The following is an 18,385-nucleotide window of genomic DNA, read 5'->3' on the forward strand; positions in this document are numbered from 1 at the left end:
GGCGCTCAACCCCGCATCACGCGGTGGGTGAGGGCGGGCAGTTGTCGCCGCACCTCGTCCTGCCGCGCGCGATCGAGTTCGGCCAGCACCACCCCGGCGCCTTCCGGCTGAACGGCGAGCACCTCGCCCCACGGACCGACCACCAGTGAGTGCCCGTATGTGCGGCGGCCGTTCTCATGCAGACCCCCCTGCGCGGGCGCCAGCACGTGGCAGAGGTTTTCCACGGCGCGCGCGCGCAGCAGCAACTCCCAGTGCGCACGGCCGGTGGTGTCGGTGAAAGCGGCGGGCAGCACGATGAGGTCGAGCGGGTCGGGCTGACCCAGCTGCCGGAAGAGTTCGGGAAAGCGCAGGTCGTAGCACACGCTCAGGCCCACGCGCCAGCGATCACCGGCTCGGTCGGTGAGCCAGAAGGCGATCGGTCTCTCGCCAGGCGTGAGGGTCGCCGCCTCGTTGTAGCGGCGCTCGCCGTCGTCGAAGCAGAACAGGTGGATCTTGTCGTAGCGGGCCACACGCTCGCCGGCCGGGTTGTAGACGAGCGTGGTGTTGAAGACGCGGTTCGCCTCGTGGCTCGTGATGGGCAGCGTGCCGCCGATGACCCAGACGCCATGCGTGCGTGCGGCCTCGGCCAGCATCGCCTGCATGGGCGCCACGGCTGGGTCGGCGGCCGCGGCCAGGGCCAGGGGCTCGGCGATGGCGAGCTTGTCGGCATCGCGCAGGCCCATCAGGCAGAAGTACTCGGGCAGGGCCACGAGCTCGGCGCCGGCTGCGGCGGCCTGGGCAATCAGGGTACGGGCCTGATCGAGGTTGTCGGCCACGCGGGGCGTGGAAACCATCTGGAGGGCGGCGACTTTCATGGTCGCCATCATCGCGGAAGCACGGGCCCGCGGGCAAGGCGGGCGGCACGCCGCCGCGCGGTCAGTGCGTGATGGCCACACGCACGCCGCGGGCCTCGGCGCCCTGCTCGGGCAGCGCCTCGAACGCGATCTCGACCGTGATGCGCGCACGCACCGCGTGAGGGCCCAACTGGCCGGGCTTGAAGCGGGCCTGCAGAAAGGCGTTGTTGGCCGCGTGTTCGAAGGCCGCTTCGAGGCGCTCGCCGACGGGTTCGGTGCGGCGCACGTGGCCGCGCTCGTCGATGTAGAGCGCGAGCTTCATGCGCACCACCGGGGTGGCCGGGCGCACACCTTCCGGGTAGTCGATCACGATGGGGCCGAGGGCGTGCGGGGGCTGGGTCAGCGCCTGCCGCGGCAACCAGCCCAGGGCGTCTTCACCGGGCGGCGGACCGAGGTCGGCGGAGACAGGGCCCGCTTGCGCTGGCCGGAGTACGGCCGTTGCAGGCTGCGCGTCGTCCAGTGGCGTCAACGCGGATGCCGTCTCGGTGGATGGCGCAGGCGCGACCTGCGTGGCGGGCTGCAGTTCGGTGGGCGTCGCAGGGGGCTCGGCCGTCGACTCTGTGGCGGGCGCGATGGTGGGGGCGACCCAGCGCACCCGCAGCGCCTGGCTGCGTGCCTCGGGCTGGTTTGCCGGCGGCGCGCCGTCGGTGCGCAGGCCTGGTCCGCCCGCGGGCTGCCCGCCTGCGCCGAGCAGCAGCGCCGCGTGCAGGCCGATGGCAGCGGCCACGGGGGCCAGCAGGCGGGCGCTCAGCATGGTCAGATCAAGGCAGCAACTCGCGCCATGACGTGCGGCGCGGCGTGTCGCCGGCGCTGCCGGTGCTGACGCCGGGTTTCTCGATGCGCAGTTCCGCGTTGCTCGACGGGATCAGCAGGCGCGAAGTGCCATCGCTGAGCTGCACCCAGGTCAGGCCCATGCCGAGGTTCTTGCCCAGCTTGTTGCCGGCCGTCGAGCTGCTGGACAGCACGGCCGAGCCGTTGTTGACGTTGAAGTAGTACAGCCACGATTCGCCCGAGGCCGAGCAGGTGTCGCTGGTCGGGATGGCCGAGACGGCCGCCAGCGTGTTGTACTGCAGGGACATGTCGATGGCGATGCGTTCGTTGGCGTTCGGCAGGTCCACATACCAGCCGGCCTTGGTGCTCCAGTCGACGGCGTTGCTCGTCACCGTGGCGGTGTTGCCGGAGACCGTCAGGGTCTGCGCCACCACGGTGGAGAGGTCGCGCAGCACGCCCCAGCCGGTGCTGGTCAGCGGGTCCTTCACGGCGTAGATGGACTGCACCAGGTTCTCGGTGGCGTCGTTCAGGTCGCTCTTGCCCAGGTAGCGGCCGGTGCCGGCCAGCACCACCGGGTAGGTCGCCGTGCCATAGGTCACCTCGGCCAGCTCCAGGCGTGCGCTCACAGGCTGCGCGTTGCCGTTGGCGTCTTCCAGCTGGGCCAGCAGCGTGGCCTTGGGCACGAAGGGGGTGCTGGTGCCGTCGGTGGCCACGGTGGCCGGGCCGTCGATTTCGAAGCGCCATATGTTGCCCAGCATGTCCGCTCCGTAGAAGCGCAGGGCGGTGTTGTTGGCCGCCTCCGGCACCCAGGCGTTGAGCTTCATCAGCCCGCTGGGGGTGCTGGTGTTGCCCGCGGCCGTGGTGCCCGTGATGTAGGTCGGTACGGTGTGCAGCAGCGCGCCCGTGCCGGCGTTCAGCACGAACAGGTGGCCGTTGCCATCGCCCGGGCTGACGTTGTTCAGGCCCGAGGTGAAGACCACCACCCAGGTGCCGTCGGCGCGCTTGGTGACCACCGGCTGGCCATAGCTCAGGCCCAGGTTGTCGTGCGTGAATTCCCACAGCGCTTGCGGGCTGGCCGGGTCGGTGATGTCGAGCGCGTAGTAGCCCCGGCCACCGGCCCCCAGTCCGCCGATCAGGATGGTCTTCCAGTTGCTGCCCACCTTGATGTCGGCCACCACCGGGGGCGCATCGACGTAGAAGCGATGGCGGGTGGCGTACTCGGTGTCGGCCAGGCGGTAGAGGTGAGGCAGGACCATCGAGGGCACGAAGGCCCAGAGCTCGGTGCCGCCGTCGCTGCCGGGGGCGCTGCGCGCCGCCGAGAAGGCGTGCAGCATGCCGTCGTTGGCCGCCACATACAGCATCGGCTTGCGGCTGGCTTTGGATTGCTTGTATTCGCCATAGCCGGTGTCGCCGTAGCCGAAGACGGGCGGGCCGACGTACACGGGCGAGCCGCCGACGATGTCGCCGAGCTTGTGTTTGCGTGCGCGGAAGAGCCCGTAGTCGCCCAGCGTGCTGCCTTCATGGGTCGGATCGCCGCGCAGGTAAGACAGCAGCGTGGCGCCGTCGTTGGCCATGTCGAGCGGACTTTGGGTGAAGCTGCCCGAGTTGGTCGTCGCCAGCTTGGGGCACTGCGCAGGTGTCGGGGTCTTGCTGCAGAGGTTCGAGAAGCCGCTGCCGTGCCCGTCCGCCGTCAGGTTGGCCCAGGTCAGAGCGCGCAGGCTGTGGGTGACCGCGCCATCGCCCGTCGTGCGCAGCATGTAGTGGATGCTGCGCGAGGCGGCCGTGGTGGCGTTGAGGCTGTCAAGACCGGTGAGCACGCTCCAGGCCTCGGTCTTGGTGATCTCGCCCGTGGTCCGGTTGACTTCAAAGTCATAGGCCTTCACATCGCCGGTCCACGCCACGGTGGCGTAGGAGGCCAGATAGATCTGGTCGGTGCCCTGCACCGGCTCCAGCGAACTGGTGGCCGCCGACGTGCCTGCGCCATTGACCTCGTCCAGGTCCTTGAACATCTGGTTGAGGGACTCCGACAGCGTCTGGGGGTCATCGGCCTTGAAGTAGCGGCCACGCCCGTTGACCGCGGCGTGCCACAGGTCATCGACGTTGTTGGCCGAACCGCCGGTGCTGCTTTCCACAGGCACGGGCCACACCGTCGGACCGTTCTTCAGGTTGACGTAGTCCCCCGTGGCCTGCGTGAGGTAATTGGGGTCGTATGCCAGCGTGCCCTTCACCCCCAGCCCGATGGTGAAGGTGGTCATGTGCTGGTGGGTGGCTGCGTCGCGGCCGGAAGCCGTCACGTCGTTGCCGCACACGTTCACCCCGAGGCTGCCGGTGCAATTGTTGAGCCCCTCGGTGCGCAGGTCGGTGGCGTAGTAATACTGCGCGACGTCGGCCAGGCTGTTGCTGGAGCCGCCAGCGGTGCTGGTGACGGCCTCGGGCTCGCTCTCTGTCTGGATGGCGGCCACCAGGTCGGTGACGGCCGTGCTGTACAGGTTGGGGCCCACCGTGCTGTGCAGCGTGGTGCTGCCGTACGTGGGCGTGCTGGTGTACGTGGTGCTGCTGACGCAGCTCGTGTTCGTTGAGCCCGACACGGTGCCCCAGCTGCCGGTGCTCGTGCTGACGGGGACGTTGGCCACCCGGCTGATCTCCGTGCTGCTGGTGATCGTCCAGTCACCGTAGGTGTCCCGGGTCACGCGGCCGTTGGTGGTCTCGACCGTGTGCGTGCGGGATTGCGTCACGTCGGCCACCACCGTGGTGCGCGTGTAGATGCTCTGGGTCTGCTGCTCCGTCCACTGCGTGACCTTGTAAGGCTTGCGTGTGCCGCAATACCACGTGTCCTTCGATCCGGTGGCGACGGTGCGTCGCTGGTTCTTCTGCGTCAGGTACGTGGAGGCGGTCTGCTGCTGGGGCGACTGGCGGGTGATCGTGCTTGTCGAGGTCACGACGATGGCGGCGCCGTCGTACATGGGGCGCACCTCCAGGCCATCCTGCTGCCCGACGAGGTCGGTGCCGTTCAGTTTGAGGGGACCGTAGGTGGTGCTTTCGCTGCCGGTGTTCCAGTAGCCGTCGGTCGACAGCAACGCGTAATTGCGCTGGCAGCTGTACTGAACCGGGTCTTGCTCGCTGGTCTGGCCCGGGGCCTTGCCGGCAAAATAGCGGCCGGCTTTGGACAGCGCGCCGCGCAAGGGCGTGGTGCCGCTCGCGGGTGCCTTGAACAGTTGGCTGTAGAAGCGCACCTTTTGCGTGTCATTGAAGTCGGCGACGGGCAGGAAGCTCGATTCGCCGAGGGTGGCGTCGCTGATGCGGGTGTAGCCGATGCGCTTCTTGTCGTCGAGGTCGTTGAAGGCCCGGCTCACGCCGGTCTTCATGGTCAGCATGCGGGTGCGGTAATAGCTGTACCAGTTCGCGTACTTCCCGGCCTCGTCCGATGTGGCCGACACGGTCACGCCCGTGAACACGCCCGAGCCGGGGGCGCTGCCGATCCGGCTGCGGCATTCCTGATAGAACGTGCTGGTGCTGTCGGCGCCCGCGCTGGTGTAGACCCAGTTCAAGGCCTGCTGCGCTCCGCTGTAGGTGTAGTAGGTCTGGCCGCTGCGGTTATTCGTGGTGACCGGGCCCACTGTCCAGCTGTTGTAGGTGCTGGTGGCCGAAGCGAAGTCGAGGGTGAAGGTGACTTCGCGCGAGGTGCTGTTGACCGCCGTGACGACCCCTGTCACCCAGTGTGCGGTGTTGTCCGTGCTGATGGCGGCGATGCGGGCGCCCACCGTGATGTTGCTGGTGCTGGCGACGACGAGGCGGGCCGACGTGGGCGCCACGGTGACCCCGGTGCGGCTGTTGGTGCCCACCGCCGGCATTGTCAGGCTGGTGCTGCTGGTGGTCGCCACACTGCCGCCGATGGTGGGCAGAAAGCCATTGGGCCAGGCGGCAGTGATCGACATGGCGGGAAACAGGCGCCCGTCGGCGGTCAAGGGCCGGTCGTAGGGCAGGGCCGGGTTGTAGCCCACGCCATTGCACTGCGACGACCTGTAGCCGTAGGTGTCGTTCGGGCTCATGTCATCGGGCATGTACTCCCAGCCCATGGAACCCGAGTCATCGAGGATGAACAGGATGTTGGGCTTGGCCGCCGTCTGCGACGTGATCAGGGGCTCGCTGGCGATGTCGGTGAGGCCGCCATGTGCCCACGGGGCAGGCAGGGCGATGGCGACGGTGGCGAGAAGGGGCGCAGCGCGCGCGGAGAGTTGGCGTGACGACGACATGGTCGGGCTCCTGCTCAGAAGTGCACCAGCGTTTCGGTGTAGCTGACGGTGTTGCGGTCGCCCTGGATGCGCACGATCACGCGGTAGTAGGGGCTGGCAGCGCTGCCGAAGCGGGCGTAGTCGGCGTAGTCCAGCTTGCCCCGCTTGGTGGAGGTGCCGCTGGTGCTGGTGGTCGGCATGGCGCAGGTCTCGGGGTTGACCTCACCGGCCGCCTTGCACATGCGGAAGATCACGTACTGAGCCGACCAGTTGCTCGGCAGCGTGCTGGTCGCGGCCTTGGGCGCGTGTACGCAGCCCACGCGGTTGCTGCTGACATGCTTGCAGTCGGCCTCCCAGACGATGAGTTGGCGGCTGGTGTCGTTCGGCAGCTGCTGGCCGGTGACGTCGAGCTTGCTGTTATCGACCGAGGCGTAATAGCCCGCGGTGCTGAGGTCGACCTTCTTGTCGGTGACGGTGGTGCGCAGCGCCTGGATGGCCTCTTGTGCGACCGTGTCGGCCGTGAGGGTGGCGGCCTGCTTGAAGCCGATGTTGCCGAGCACCAGCGTGCCCGTGCCGATGGAGCGCACGAGCGCGACGCCAGCGAGCGACAGGGCCACCAGGGCCAGCAACGAGAAGACCAGCGAGATGCCGCGGGCCGCAGGAGAGTGGATGGGGGTCATGGCCGGTGCATCCTCAGCTGTTCCACAGCACATTGCGCAGCGGGATCACCGTGTCGAACACGCGGTAGCGGTAGTGCTGCCACTCGGTGTCGGTGCTGGGCGTGGCGAAGTTGACCCGCAGGGCGTAGCAGCGGTCTGCCGTGGCGCCGTTCTTGCACTTGCCTTCCAGGGTCGGGCTGCCGGGGTTGGTCTTCGGGTTCGCGGTGGTCAGGACCAGCGTCTCGTTCTGGCCCAGGTTCCATTCGGGCTCGGCGGTGGTCACGGCCTCCTTCTCGCGGTTGCTGCTGCGGGCCACCAGCACCACGCGCACGTTGAGCACGCGCGACCAGGTCATGAAGTCGCTCGGCGTGGTGTCTGTGTACTGGTCGACGACGCCGTTGCCATCGTTGTCGAGCCCGTACAGGGCCTGCAGGTTGACGATCTGGGCGAACACCACACGGGCGGGCGACGTGCCGTTGGCGTTGGCGCCGCTTTCGGCACCGCTGGTGCCGCTCAACTCCGTGTAGACGAGGTTGTTGTCTGCGACCGAGTAGGTCCGGTTCACCATGCGCCCGAGGTTGACGAGCGTGGTGCCCGAAGCGTAGCCCCCGGAGGGGAACACGGCGGATTCGGTGTTCCAGCCGGTGGTGGCCGCGGCGTGGGGCACATTGGTGTCGGTCAGGCTGAACGAACTGTCTGTGGCGACCTGGAACAGCGTGCACGGCGCGCCGCTGCCCCAGGTGGATGGGACGGCGGTCACCAGATCGCCCGAGGTCATGCCGAACGACGACTTGACGATGAAGACGCCGGCGGTCTGGGCATGGGCGGCCGTGAGGATGGCCGGCACGGCTGCACCGGGGCTGTCGCTGCGCAGCACGCGCACGGTGTCCGGTGCGCCGGATGCGCCCTGGGTGATCACCACCGGCGCCAGCGTGAAGCTGGCCGACGTGGCAGCGCTCGCCCCCGCGCCCTTGTAGCGGTAGTTCACGGTGCAGCCCAGCGCGCTGGGGTTGACCGCCAGACCATAGCCCGCGTTCTGCACCTCGCGCTGCAACGCAAACAGGGCCAGGGTGCCGTTGACCTGGGCATCCGAGCCCGAGGTGGCGGCGCGCTTCTGGCCTTCCGCACGGATCAGCACCTGCGAGACGATGACCGTGGTCAGCATGGCCAGCACCAGGCCGACCATCACTTCGACCAGGGTGAAGCCGCGGGTGCGTGCAAGGGGGTGTGCCGGGGTGTGCATGTCACTGGGCCGCGACGATGGTCGTCTGCGTGCTGTAGTTGCGCAGTTCGCCATTGGCGGTCTTCCACTGCAACGTGATCGAGACCAGGTTGCCCGAGACCGAGATCGTCTGCGTCTGCCCGGCGCTGCCCGGCAGCACGGTGGCCACCTTGTTGCGCCACTCCTGGCATGCGGCGTAGCTGGTGGGGCAGCCGTTGTAGCTCGTCAGATGAGCCAGGTCGCCCCACATGCGGGCCTGCAGTTCCGATGCGAGGTAGGCGGCATCGGCGCGGTCGCGCGCCTCGGCCTGGGCCCGGTTCATGCGCCCTTGCAGGCCGATGAGGGCCAGCACGCCGATGGCAAAAATCACGGCGCTGATCAGCACCTCGAGCAGCAGAAAGCCCCGCTGGCGGCGCGCGCGGGACGGGGGCAGGACAGGGCGACGGCTCATGAGGCGCTCCCGCTGGGGGCCGGGGTGGGGGCGGTGTAGTCGCAGTGCCGGGCGTCGGTGCTGTCCACGGCGGGGTCGCACAGGCGGATCTGACCGCCCGGCGTGATCTCGATGCGTAACGGGCGGTCGCCGCTGGAGGCCGTGTCGGCCGGGTACGCGATCGCAATGGCATGCAGGTCGGTGGCGACGCTGGCCGAGGCGATGCGGCCGAAGCCGTCGAAGGTCACCTTGTTGGCGCTGGTGCTCAGGTCGGGCAGCGTGCCGGAGATGGCCACACGGCTGCCGCCATCGCCCGCGTTGTGGGCCACGACCAGGCGCGGGTCTTCCGAGGTGGAGGGGCCGGTGCCGCACTTGCCATCCGGGTCATCCAGGCTGACCACCCACGAGGTGCCGCTGGCCGCGCGGGTGCAGTCGTTGTTCAGCACGTCGGCATCGGTCAGGGTGACCAGCCAGAACGTCACCGGCGTGTTGCGGCGCACGGCTTCGGCGCGCGCGCGCTGCAGGCCGCTCTGCATGGATTCCGCCTGGTTGCGGATGCGCAGGTTGCGCATCCACGCGCTGACATCCGGTGCCACGGCCGCCATCATCAGACCGAGGACGGCGATGACCACGACCAGCTCGACGAGCGTGAAACCGCGGGCAGGCGTGCGCATGATGGCGTCCGTTCAGTCGCAGGCCGAGCCGGAGCGGCTGGCCCAGCACGACAGCGCGACGGTGCTGCCCGCGAAACGGGTGGTGGCCTTCTGGTCGCTGCTGTTGAGGGTGTAGATGAAGGTGTCTGCCCCGCCGCTCGGGGCGACTGCGCCGGCCTTGCCGGTGGCCGTGAGCGTGTAGGCCTGACCTGAGCTCGCGGTGGCGCAGGTCAGGTTGAAGTAACGCGTGGTGGTGGACGCGGGCATGGCGAGGCCGCAGGTCGTGCCCGAGGCCGCCCCGTAGTTTTTGTTGTCCTGGTAGTACTGCTCCATGCGCACGCCGTAGTCGGCCAGCAGCGTGAAGGCTTCCTGGAGCTGGCCGCGGCGCACGTAGTCGGTGTAGGCGGGCAGGGCCACGCTGGCCAGAATGGCCACGATGGCCACGGTGATCATCACTTCGATCAGCGTGAAGCCGGATGCCCTCTGGGGGCTGTGAAAAGGAGAGGGGTGCACCATGCCAGCGTCCTTGCGTTAGAGGAAATCATGTGCGGACGAGGCAGATTGTTGGCAGGCACGGCCTGCCGCCATGGGCGGAAAACCGTGTGAAAGTGCGCGCATTCCAGGGGGCTTACGATCTGTAACAAGCGCGCAGTGAGGCCCCCACCCACGGCGGGTGCCGTTTGTCGGTGCAGATCGACCGGCTTTCCGTCAGCCGCGTGCCACCGGCCGAGCCGGGTCGGCGCACCAGGCGCTCCACGAGCCGCCGTACAGCCGCATGACCGGCAGCCCGGCGTGGGCCATGGCCAGCGCGTTGTGGCAGGCGGTCACGCCCGAGCCGCACTGGTGCACGAGCGTATCCAGCGGGCGGCCGTCCAGCAGGGCCAGGTAGGCGGCGTGCAGCGCTTCAGGCGGCTGGAAGCAGCCGTCGGGCGTGAGGTTGAGCTGGAAGAAGCGGTTCAGGGCGCCGGGGATGTGGCCTCCCACCGGGTCGAGCGTCTCGTTCTCGCCGCGGAAGCGGTCGGGCGCGCGCGCGTCGAGCAACTGCACCGTGCCGGGCCGGGCGAGCGCCGCCTCGACGTCCGCCGTGTCGAGCAGCCAGCCGGGCTGTGGTGCGGCCACGAACTCGCCCGTGGCCGGGGCGGGGGGCGTGTCGGTGCTCACGGCACCGGGCAGGGCCAGCCACGCGCTCCATCCGCCGTCGAGCACCTGCACCGCCTCATGGCCCAGCCAGCGCAGCATCCACCACAGCCGGGCCGCAAACATGCCGCCGCTGGCGTCGTAGGCGATCACCCGGGTGCCGGGCCCGATGCCCCAGCCGCGCACAGTGGCCGTGAAGTCGGCGATGGCCGGCATGGGGTGGCGGCCGTTGCGTCCGGTCTTCGTGCCGGACAGGTCGCGGTCGAGGTGGGCGTAGAGCGCGCCCGGGATGTGCCCTTCCCGCCAGGCCGCATGACCGGTGTCCGGGTCGGCCAGGTTGAAGCGGCAGTCGATCACCCGCACGTCGGTCGGCCGGGTGGCCAGCAGGTGGGCAAGGTCGGCAGCAGCGATCAGCGGTGAAGTCATGGCAGCGGGCTCGGCAGGTGAGACACCCACCGATGGTGCCATGTTCAGTTGACCAGCTCCCGCCACGACACCCGACGCAGGCCGCCGGTGCTGGCCGTGGGCGAGGTGGGCGACTGCGTCTGCCGCACGGTTTCGCCGTCGGTGGTGTTGGTGATCACGATGGCGCGCCCGGAGGCGTCATAGACGATGCCGATGCCGCTGACCATCGTGTTGCCCTGGTACATCGGGGCCACCTCGGTGTAGCCGTCTGCCAGCGTGAAGTAGTAGAGCCACGAGGTGCCGCCCGAGGCCCGGCAGGCCGCCCCCGTGCCGGGAATGTTGCCCGCGACGACGAGCGTCGAATAGGCGACCTGCATGCGCGTGCTCACGCGCTCGCCCTCGAGCGTGCCCGTGCTGCTGGGGCGCAGATCGAACACCCAGCCCGCCTTGGTCGACCAGTCGACCTTGGTGTTGCTGGTGGCCGTGCGGGTGAGGCTGGTGCCGGTGCCTGAGCTCACGACCGATTTGCTGACCAGGTTGGTGCCCAGGCGCACGTCGCCCCACCCCGTGGCGTCGAGCTTGTCGCGCAGGGCATAGATGCTTTGCAGCGTCCGGTCAGAGGCGTCGTTGCTGTGCAGATGGCGCCCCGTGCCCACCAGCACCACGGGGTAGGCGGTGCCGCTCTGGGTGACCGAGCCGAGTTCGGGGCGCACTGTGATGGGTTGCGGCGTGGTCGACGACACGAGCAGCCGGGCCACCGGCGCGACCGTGCCGGCATCGATGTTGAAGCGCCAGACGTTGCCCAGCAGGTCGCCCGCGTAGATGCGCCGCGCCGTGTTGTCCCGGTTGGAGTCCAACCAGGCGTTGATCGGCGCCAGGCCGGACGGGGTGGTCGCATCGCCCGCCGTGGTGGCAATCGGCGAGCCGGTCTTGGGCACGCCGGTGTAGGCGTCCAGCACGAACAGGTAGCCCAGCCCGCTGTTGTTGTAGCCCGAGCCGAAGGCCACGACCCAGTCGCCTGCCGTGTTCTTGGTCACCACCGGGTTGCCATAGGTGTAGCCCAGGTGGGTGTGCGTGTACTCCCACAGCGGCGCGGGGGCCGCCGGGTTGGTCACATCCAGCGCGTAGTAGGCCTTGCCGCCCTTGTTGAGGCCGCCGACCAGAATCGTCTTCCAGGTGTCACCGACCTTCACATCGGCAATCACCGGGCTGCCGTCCACGAAGTACTGATGGCTGTAGTTCTTGTCGGCCAGCTTGTACAGATTCGGCATCACCGCCTGCGGCACGAAGGCCCAGAGCTCCTTGCCGGTGGTGGCGTTGAACGCGTGCAGCATGCCGTCGTTGGCGGCCACATAGACCACCTTGGTGCGGCTGGCCTGGGCGGCGACGAAATCGCTGTAGCCGGAGTCGGTGTACTGGAAGGGGGGCTTGCCCGAGAACGCCGGCGTGCCATTGGCGATGTCGCCCAGCGCCGAATGGCGCAGCCGGAACAGCGGGTTGCTGCCGTTCGTCGTCTCGTAGGTGGCGTCGCCGCGCAGGAAGTTCACCAGGTGCTTGCCGGTGTTGGCCAGCGCTTTCTGGGCGGTGCTCAGGCTGCTGCACTGCGACAGGCGGCTGGCGCTGCAGGCCGTGCTGAACTTGCCATCGCCATCGAGCCCGGCGGCCTGCAGGTCGGCGTAGGTGAAGGCGGTGAGCGCCTTCGTCGTCGGGTGCATGAAGTAGACCTTGCGCTCGTCATTGCAGTTGCTGTAGAGCGCGCCGCACTGCGGCGAGGTCACGCCGCTGGCCGGTGCCGTGCGGCTGTTGCGGTTGGCCAGCGCATCAAGCTGGGCCTGTGCCGTCCAGGTGGGGGTGCTGGCCAGCGTGCCGCTGGCGCTGATGGCAAAGGCTTCGAGCTCGCCGGTCCATCGGCCGGTCACATAGCTGCCGGCATAGACGAAGTTGGTCTCACTGCTGCTGAGCTGGAAGGCGCTGCTCGCGATGGCGGAGCCGGCGCCGGGCGTCTGGGCCAGCGAGCCGATCGTGCTTTCCAGCGAGCTGCTCAGTTCGGTGGCGTTCTGGGCACTGAAGTAGCGGCCTCGGCCGTTGATGGCCGCATGCCAGAGGTCGTCCACCCGGGTGGCGTTCTCGGCCAGGGTGGGGTTGGGCCAGCTCTTGGTGCCGGCGCGGATGGCCGCGAAGTCGCCCGCACCGGACGACGCGTAGTTCACGTCATAGCGCAGCGTGCTGCCCACCCCCAGGCCCAGCGTGTAGGTGACCATGTTCTGCCGCCCCGGCGTGCCGATGTCGGTGCTCATGGTGCTGTCGTTGGTGCACAGGCTGGTGCCACTGCCGCAGTTCGACAGCGTGGTGTCGCGGATGTCGGTCACGTAGTAGTACTGGGCGACATCGGCCAGCGTGTTCGAGACGTTCAGCGCATCGAGCATGGGCCGTACCTCCGGGCTGCCGTCCTGGTGGCCGATGGCCGTGCCGGTGAGGCCCGTCGGGTTGCTGCTGTCGTTCCAGTAGCCGTCGGTCGACAGGATGGCGTAGTTGCGCTGGCATGCTGCCGTCATCGGGTCCGTCTGGCCGCTGAGCTTGTTGGCGTAGTACTTGCCGACCTGGCTCAGGCTCAGCCGCAGTGGTGTGCCGAATGAGGTCGCCCGCCGGTTGTTGAACACGCTGGCGGCGTCCCGGTCGTAGAACTTCGAGTTGTACAGGTGCACGTAGAAGTTGAACTTCTGGCCTGCGGCCGTCGAGGCGGCGTTCTCCGTGAACACGCCCACCGGCAGGAAGTAGTTGCCGTTGATCGCGCTGTACAGGCTGTGACTGATCTTCGTGGTGCCGACCCGGTAGGTGTCCGGCATGTTGAGGAAGGCGCGGCCCGAGGCCGTCTTCATCAGCAGCAGCCGCGTGCGGTAGTACTGATACCAGTTGGCGTAATTCGCCTGGTCGGCGGCGGGCGAGGCACTGTTGACCGTGACGGCCGAGAACACGCCCGAGCCCGGCGCCGCGCCGACGTTGCTGCTGCATTGCTGGGCAAACGCCGTGGTGCCGTCGAGCGCGCCGCTGCTGGTGTAGCTCCAGCCCAGCTTGGGCTCGGTGCCGGTGTAGTTGTAGTAGGTGCGTGTACCCAGGGCGGCCGTGCCCGGCGTGTTCACCAGCCAGTCGCTGTTCGCCGCGTTGTCCTTGCCGGTGAAGAAGGTGACGTTGAAGGTGAAGGTCTGCGTGCGCGTGCAGCCGAACAGGCAGATCCCGGTCGTCGTGATGCTGCTCTTGCTCTGCACGGTGCCCAGCATCCAGTACGCGCTGTCGTTGCGCTGCACCATGACCACGGTGGTGCCAGTGGCCCAGGCCGGCAGGTCGTTGGGGATGTTCTGCACACCCACATCGAACAGGATGTCGATGATGCCGGTCAGCAACTCTCCGATCCACACGAAGAGCCCGGTCGTCTCCTCGAACGTCATGGTCTTCGTACCCAGCGAGTGGGTGGATGCTGTCACGCCTGTGCCGGCGTAGGCCTCGTTGTCGCGGAACCGGGGGGTGTAGCCGTTGTCCCAGGCCGCGCCATAGCTGGCCTGCGGGTAGGACACGCCGTTCCACTTCACGGGCGGCGTGTAGTTCACGCTCGGGTCGTAGGCCAGCCCGTTGCACTGCGCTGACTTGTAGCCATAGCTCCCGGTGCGCGCCGGCAGGTCGCCCGTCGTGGCCCCGGGCATGAACTCCCAGTCCATGCTGCCCGAGTCGTCGACGATGAACATCACGTTCGGGGGCGCCAGCAGGCTGCTCGACTGGGTGGCCAGGGGCTCGTCGTTCAACTCGGTGAGGGCGGCCTGTGCGGGCGCCATGCCGAGGCCCAGCCACAGGGCCAGCCCGATGCACAGGAGGAAGCGTCTGGACCACATCGTCGGGCTCCTCAACGTTGCACGATGGTTTCGGTGAAGGACTGCGACTGGCGCGCCCCCTGCACCCGCACCACGATCCGGTAGTACACAGCGGTGTTCACCTCCGGACCGCCGGGGTTGGCGTAATCCAGCGATCCCTTGCTACCATCGGCTGAGGCGACCGCGTTGAGCGGCCGGCTGCACTGCGTGGCGGCCACGTCGGCGCACAGCCTCAGGATCACGTAGTGCGCGGTCACGCCGCTGACTGACACGGACCGGGGCCGCTGCCCGCAGCCGGCATAGGTGCCGCCGTCGGCATAGCCGCAGTTGTCGCTGTCCCAGTCGATCAGCGTGCGCGTGCTGGCGGTCTGCTGAAAGCCGGTGGCGTCCAGCGTGGTCGCGGTGGTCGCGTAATAGCCTTGCGCCGCATTGTTGGCGCTCACGTCGGCGGTCTGCAGCCAGTCGATGGCCTGGCGCGTCGCCTCATCGGCCGCGGCCGTGGCTTCGCGCTTGAAGCCCACATTGCCCAGGATCACCGTGCCCGTGTCCACCGAGCGCACCAGGGCCAGCGCGGCCAGGCTCATCGACACCAGCGCAATCAGCGCAAAGATCAGCGCAGAGCCGCGCGAGGCGGCCATGGTCGGGGGGCGGCGGTGGGTGTGCATCATCCGCGGGTCCACAACATGTTGCGCAAGGGCACGACGGTGTCGAACACCTTGTAGCGGTAGTTGCGCCAGTCGCTGCCCACACCGCTGACATTGATGCGCAGGCACTTCTGGCTGCCATCGAAGCTGCAGGCCACGGCGTTTTCGGTGCGGGCGTCGACCACCCATTCCACGCCGATGGCCGGGGTCACGGGGCTGCCGCCACCTCTGACCGGCTCGGGCTGCGCGCTCTGCGCCACCACGGCCACGCGCAGTGCCATCACCTGCAGCCAGTCGGCGTTGGTAGCCGGAGCGGTGGTGTTGAAGGCATCGATGGTGCCGTTGCCATCCGTGTCCTTGCCGTACAGCGCCTTGAGTTGCACGATCTGCGGTGCGATCGTCTGAACGCTGGTGCCGCCACTCGTGGCCAGCACATCGGTCGCCACCAGCGATTTGCCCGCACTGATGCTGTAGGTGCGCGGCAGGCCGGTGCCGAGGTTGATCAGGTGGCTGCCGGCAGGGTAGCCGGCGTCGGGCACCAGGGCCGAGCCGGCGGCATTCCAGCCACCGGCGCTGGCCAGGTGTGGAATCTGCTGGCTGCTCAGCGGGGTGGTGCTGTCGCCCGCCACGACCATGACGGTGCACGAGTCGGTGGCCGAGGGCGTGGGCGGCACCGCCACCAGCAGATCGCCGGCGACCACGCCCAGGCTGCTGGGCACGATGAAGCGGGTGTCGGTCTTCAGGTGGGCCTCGGCCACGCGCAGCGGCACCGCGTAGTTGGGCTTGTTGCTCTGCCAGACCGTGATCGTGTCCGGGTCGGCAGCGGTGGTGCCAGGCTTGATCAGCGCGGGCACGAGCGAGAGCGACGAGGGCAGGGCCTTTTCGCCGGTGCCATTGCCAAACTTGCCCTTGACCGGGCAGCCGAGTGCCGCCGGCTGGCCCGTGAAGCCGTAACCAGCCATCTCCACATCGCGCTGCAGCGCGTAGAGCGCGAGCGTGCCATTGACCTGCGCGTCACCCCCGCTGGAGGCGGTGCGCTTCTGGCCCTCCGCGCTCATCAGCACCTGGCTGATCGCGACCACCGTGAGCATGCCGATCAGCACCCCCACCATGAGCTCGACGAGGCTCAGGCCCTGCTGCGCGCGCTTCATGCCGCCCCCCGGATGACGGTCACCGTCTGGTAGGTGTGGCTCTGGCCGTTGGGCAGGCGCCAGGTGATGGCGATGCTCACCCAGCCCGGTCGCGTGGTGTCGCGTGTCACGGTGGCGGCGCCGGAAGGCAGGGTGGCCTGCAGCTTGGCCAGCCAGTTGGCGCACGGGCTGTGCGCGGCGCACGCGCTCGTCTCGTACTGCGCCAGGTTGGCCATGTCGACCCACATCACCCCGCGCAGCTCGGAGGCCAGGTTGACGGCATCGGCGCGGGCCTTGGCTTCGGTCTGGGCCTTCGTCATGCGGGCCTGCAGGCCGACCAGCCCCAGGATCCCGACCGAAAAAATCAGGATGGCAATCAGCGATTCGATCAGCAGAAAGCCGCCGATGTGGCGGTGCCGGGCGCGCGTCATGAGCCGCACGCGCGTGTGTCGGTGGCCCCCGTCACGGCGGGATCACACAGTTTGCTGTGCCCGCCGCCCGAGACCACCACCCGCCACGATTTATTGACGCCCTCGCTGGTGCCTGTGACGTCGATGCGCGAGATGGGCGAGGTGTTCGTCACCTGCCCGAAGCCGTTGAAGGTCACCCGGGTGGCGCTGTCGCCGCTGTCCGCGTTGAGGGCGGCCACCGCCACCGCCGCATCGCCACCTCCACCATCCTGCGCTGCCAGATTGGCCTTGAGCTGCAGCGACGAGGTGCCCTGCGCGCACTTGCCCGCGGGCGAGGCGGTGCCCAGCGTCACCACCCACGAGGCACTGTCGGAGGCGACGGCGCAGTTGTCGTCCATGCGGGCGGCACTGCCGCTGCGCACCAGCCAGAACGTCACCGGCCGATTGCGCCGCACCGCTTCCGATCGGGCGTACTGCAGCCCCGACACGATCGACGTCGCCGTGTTGCGCACCTTCTGGTTGGTGATCCACACCCCCAGCGTGGGCGCGACGGCTGCCATCAGCATGGCCACGACGGCCAGGGTGACCATCAACTCGATCAGCGTCAACCCCATGCTGCTGGAGGGCAGCGCGCTGCAGCCCGCGCACGGCGCGCAGGCAGGGCAGAGATCGGCAGGGACGGACTCGGACAAACGCATTCAGGGCGGCAGCGACCCGGCGCTGCATTCACGGCATGTGAACGCAGATCATCGGCTGTTGGCACGATTCTGAAACGGCTTGTCAGGGGGCAAAGAAGCGATAACCGTGTGAAAGTGCGCGCTATCCCGCCCCGCCGGTACCCATGGGAACCTGGTGCGACACCCGATTGAGGGGGCGTCGCCAAGGCCCTTAAAACAGCGCCATGCTGAGCTTGCGGCGATAGGCGTCGATCACCGGATCGGCGGCCAGCACTTCCACCTTGCCGGCGATTTCCAGCTTGGGCTTGTCTGCCCCGGGGGCGCCGGGCGGCGTCGCGCGGGCCGGGGTGGGCTTCGGCGCCGGCTTGCTCATCACTTCGAGGATGGCGACGTAAGTCTTGCGGGCCAGTTCGTCGTTCCAGGCCTTGTCGCGCATGATGATTTCCAGCAGCTCGTCCATGGCCTGCTCGGGCTGGCCGGCGGCCCAGAAAATCTGCGCCAGCTCGAAGCGCGCGGCAAAGTCGCGCTTGTTGGCGGCGATGGCGGCGTCAAGTTCAGCGGGCGAGCGGCCGGCTCGCGCGGCCTGGGCCGCCTCCACACAGCGGCTGAAGGCCAGCACGCGGGCTTCGGGCACCGGGCCGGTGGCCCGGGCGGCGATGGGCTCGAACGCGCCCCGGGCCTCGTCCACGCGGCCCTCGCCCAGCAGCAGCTTGATCAGGTCGAAGCGGGCCTCGTCGTTGGCGGGGTCCTTGTCCAGGGCGTCGCGCAGCAGGGTTTCGGCGGAGTCCTCGGCGCCATCGGCCAGCAGCTGCTCGGCCTCGGCGGTTTCCTCGGCGGACTCGACCGCGCCTTCCGACGGCACGTGCTTGTCGAGGAAGCTGCGGATCTGCTCGGGCGGCAGCGCGCCCACGAAGCCGTCCACCGGCTGGCCGCCCACGAACATCACGCAGAACGGAATGGAGCGCACGCCGAACATCTGCGAGAGCTGGCCGGCGATCTCGGGTTGCTCATCGGCGTTGACCTTGGCCAGCACGAAGCGGCCGGCGTACTCCTGCTCGAGCTTCTCCAGCACCGGGCCCAGCGCCTTGCACGGCCCGCACCATTCAGCCCAGATGTCGAGCAGGACCGGCACCCGCAGCGAGGTGGCAATCAGGTCGGATTCGAAGTTTTCGATGGTGATGTCGATCATGGTGTGCAGCAGGCCGCCTTTGGGAGCGTCTGATTCAGTGAGGCAGCGCCTAAAATTCGGTCTTTGACGT

15 protein-coding genes are annotated in these 18,385 nt (G+C 68.6%); all 15 read right to left on the reverse strand.

Annotation, left to right across the window (positions count from 1 at the left end; genetic code table 11):
- Positions 1-5: 5 nt before the first annotated feature.
- The 15 genes from DEH84_RS01415 to DEH84_RS01485 all read right to left on the reverse strand — a co-directional run bounded on the left by DEH84_RS01415 (position 6) and on the right by DEH84_RS01485 (position 18,315).
- Positions 6-854, reverse strand: a complete 849-nt coding sequence (locus DEH84_RS01415) for a carbon-nitrogen hydrolase family protein (protein WP_109034056.1) — start codon at positions 852-854, stop codon at positions 6-8.
- A gap of 61 nt (positions 855-915) precedes the next feature.
- The gene (locus DEH84_RS01420) at positions 916-1,647 is read right to left on the reverse strand and encodes a hypothetical protein (RefSeq protein ID WP_109034058.1); all 732 of its coding nucleotides are present in this window, start codon (positions 1,645-1,647) and stop codon (positions 916-918) included.
- A gap of 7 nt (positions 1,648-1,654) precedes the next feature.
- Positions 1,655-5,917: a pilus assembly protein gene (locus tag DEH84_RS01425; RefSeq protein ID WP_109034061.1), complete on the reverse strand. Its 4,263-nt coding sequence runs from the start codon at positions 5,915-5,917 to the stop codon at positions 1,655-1,657.
- 14 nt (positions 5,918-5,931) lie between these two features.
- Positions 5,932-6,576: a pilus assembly protein PilX gene (locus DEH84_RS01430; protein WP_109034064.1), complete on the reverse strand. Its 645-nt coding sequence runs from the start codon at positions 6,574-6,576 to the stop codon at positions 5,932-5,934.
- A gap of 13 nt (positions 6,577-6,589) precedes the next feature.
- Positions 6,590-7,798: a PilW family protein gene (locus tag DEH84_RS01435; RefSeq protein WP_159098802.1), complete on the reverse strand. Its 1,209-nt coding sequence runs from the start codon at positions 7,796-7,798 to the stop codon at positions 6,590-6,592.
- Position 7,799: 1 nt separating this feature from the next.
- Positions 7,800-8,228, reverse strand: a complete 429-nt coding sequence (locus DEH84_RS01440; RefSeq protein ID WP_109034069.1) for a type IV pilus modification PilV family protein — start codon at positions 8,226-8,228, stop codon at positions 7,800-7,802.
- A complete protein-coding gene (locus DEH84_RS01445; RefSeq protein WP_109034071.1) occupies positions 8,225-8,881 on the reverse strand; it encodes a GspH/FimT family pseudopilin in 657 nt (218 codons plus the stop codon). Before DEH84_RS01445 ends, DEH84_RS01440 begins: the two co-directional genes overlap by 4 nt.
- 12 nt (positions 8,882-8,893) lie before the next feature.
- Entirely contained in the window at positions 8,894-9,376 is a 483-nt protein-coding gene (locus DEH84_RS01450) for a type IV pilin protein (RefSeq protein ID WP_109034074.1), read from the reverse strand.
- A gap of 192 nt (positions 9,377-9,568) precedes the next feature.
- On the reverse strand, positions 9,569-10,423 hold the full coding sequence (locus tag DEH84_RS01455) for a sulfurtransferase (protein ID WP_109034076.1): 855 nt from the start codon (positions 10,421-10,423) through the stop codon (positions 9,569-9,571).
- A gap of 44 nt (positions 10,424-10,467) precedes the next feature.
- On the reverse strand, positions 10,468-14,286 hold the full coding sequence (locus DEH84_RS01460; RefSeq protein WP_109034078.1) for a pilus assembly protein: 3,819 nt from the start codon (positions 14,284-14,286) through the stop codon (positions 10,468-10,470).
- Between the two features lie 11 nt (positions 14,287-14,297).
- Positions 14,298-14,903 carry a pilus assembly PilX family protein gene (locus DEH84_RS01465; RefSeq protein WP_159098803.1) on the reverse strand — a complete coding sequence of 202 codons (606 nt, stop codon included), beginning with the start codon at positions 14,901-14,903 and terminating at the stop codon, positions 14,298-14,300.
- Positions 14,904-14,929: 26 nt separating this feature from the next.
- A complete protein-coding gene (locus DEH84_RS01470) occupies positions 14,930-16,060 on the reverse strand; it encodes a PilW family protein (protein ID WP_109034084.1) in 1,131 nt (376 codons plus the stop codon).
- Positions 16,057-16,470, reverse strand: a complete 414-nt coding sequence (locus DEH84_RS01475) for a type IV pilus modification PilV family protein (RefSeq protein ID WP_109034086.1) — start codon at positions 16,468-16,470, stop codon at positions 16,057-16,059. The genes DEH84_RS01470 and DEH84_RS01475 overlap by 4 nt, the downstream gene beginning before the upstream one ends.
- The gene (locus tag DEH84_RS01480; RefSeq protein WP_159099037.1) at positions 16,467-17,063 is read right to left on the reverse strand and encodes a GspH/FimT family pseudopilin; all 597 of its coding nucleotides are present in this window, start codon (positions 17,061-17,063) and stop codon (positions 16,467-16,469) included. Before DEH84_RS01480 ends, DEH84_RS01475 begins: the two co-directional genes overlap by 4 nt.
- A 274-nt stretch (positions 17,064-17,337) precedes the next feature.
- A complete protein-coding gene (locus DEH84_RS01485; RefSeq protein WP_109034090.1) occupies positions 17,338-18,315 on the reverse strand; it encodes a tetratricopeptide repeat protein in 978 nt (325 codons plus the stop codon).
- Positions 18,316-18,385 lie beyond the last annotated feature (70 nt).

This window comes from Aquabacterium olei (assembly GCF_003100395.1).
In the GTDB taxonomy this organism is placed as follows: Bacteria; Pseudomonadota; Gammaproteobacteria; order Burkholderiales; family Burkholderiaceae_C; genus Aquabacterium; species Aquabacterium olei.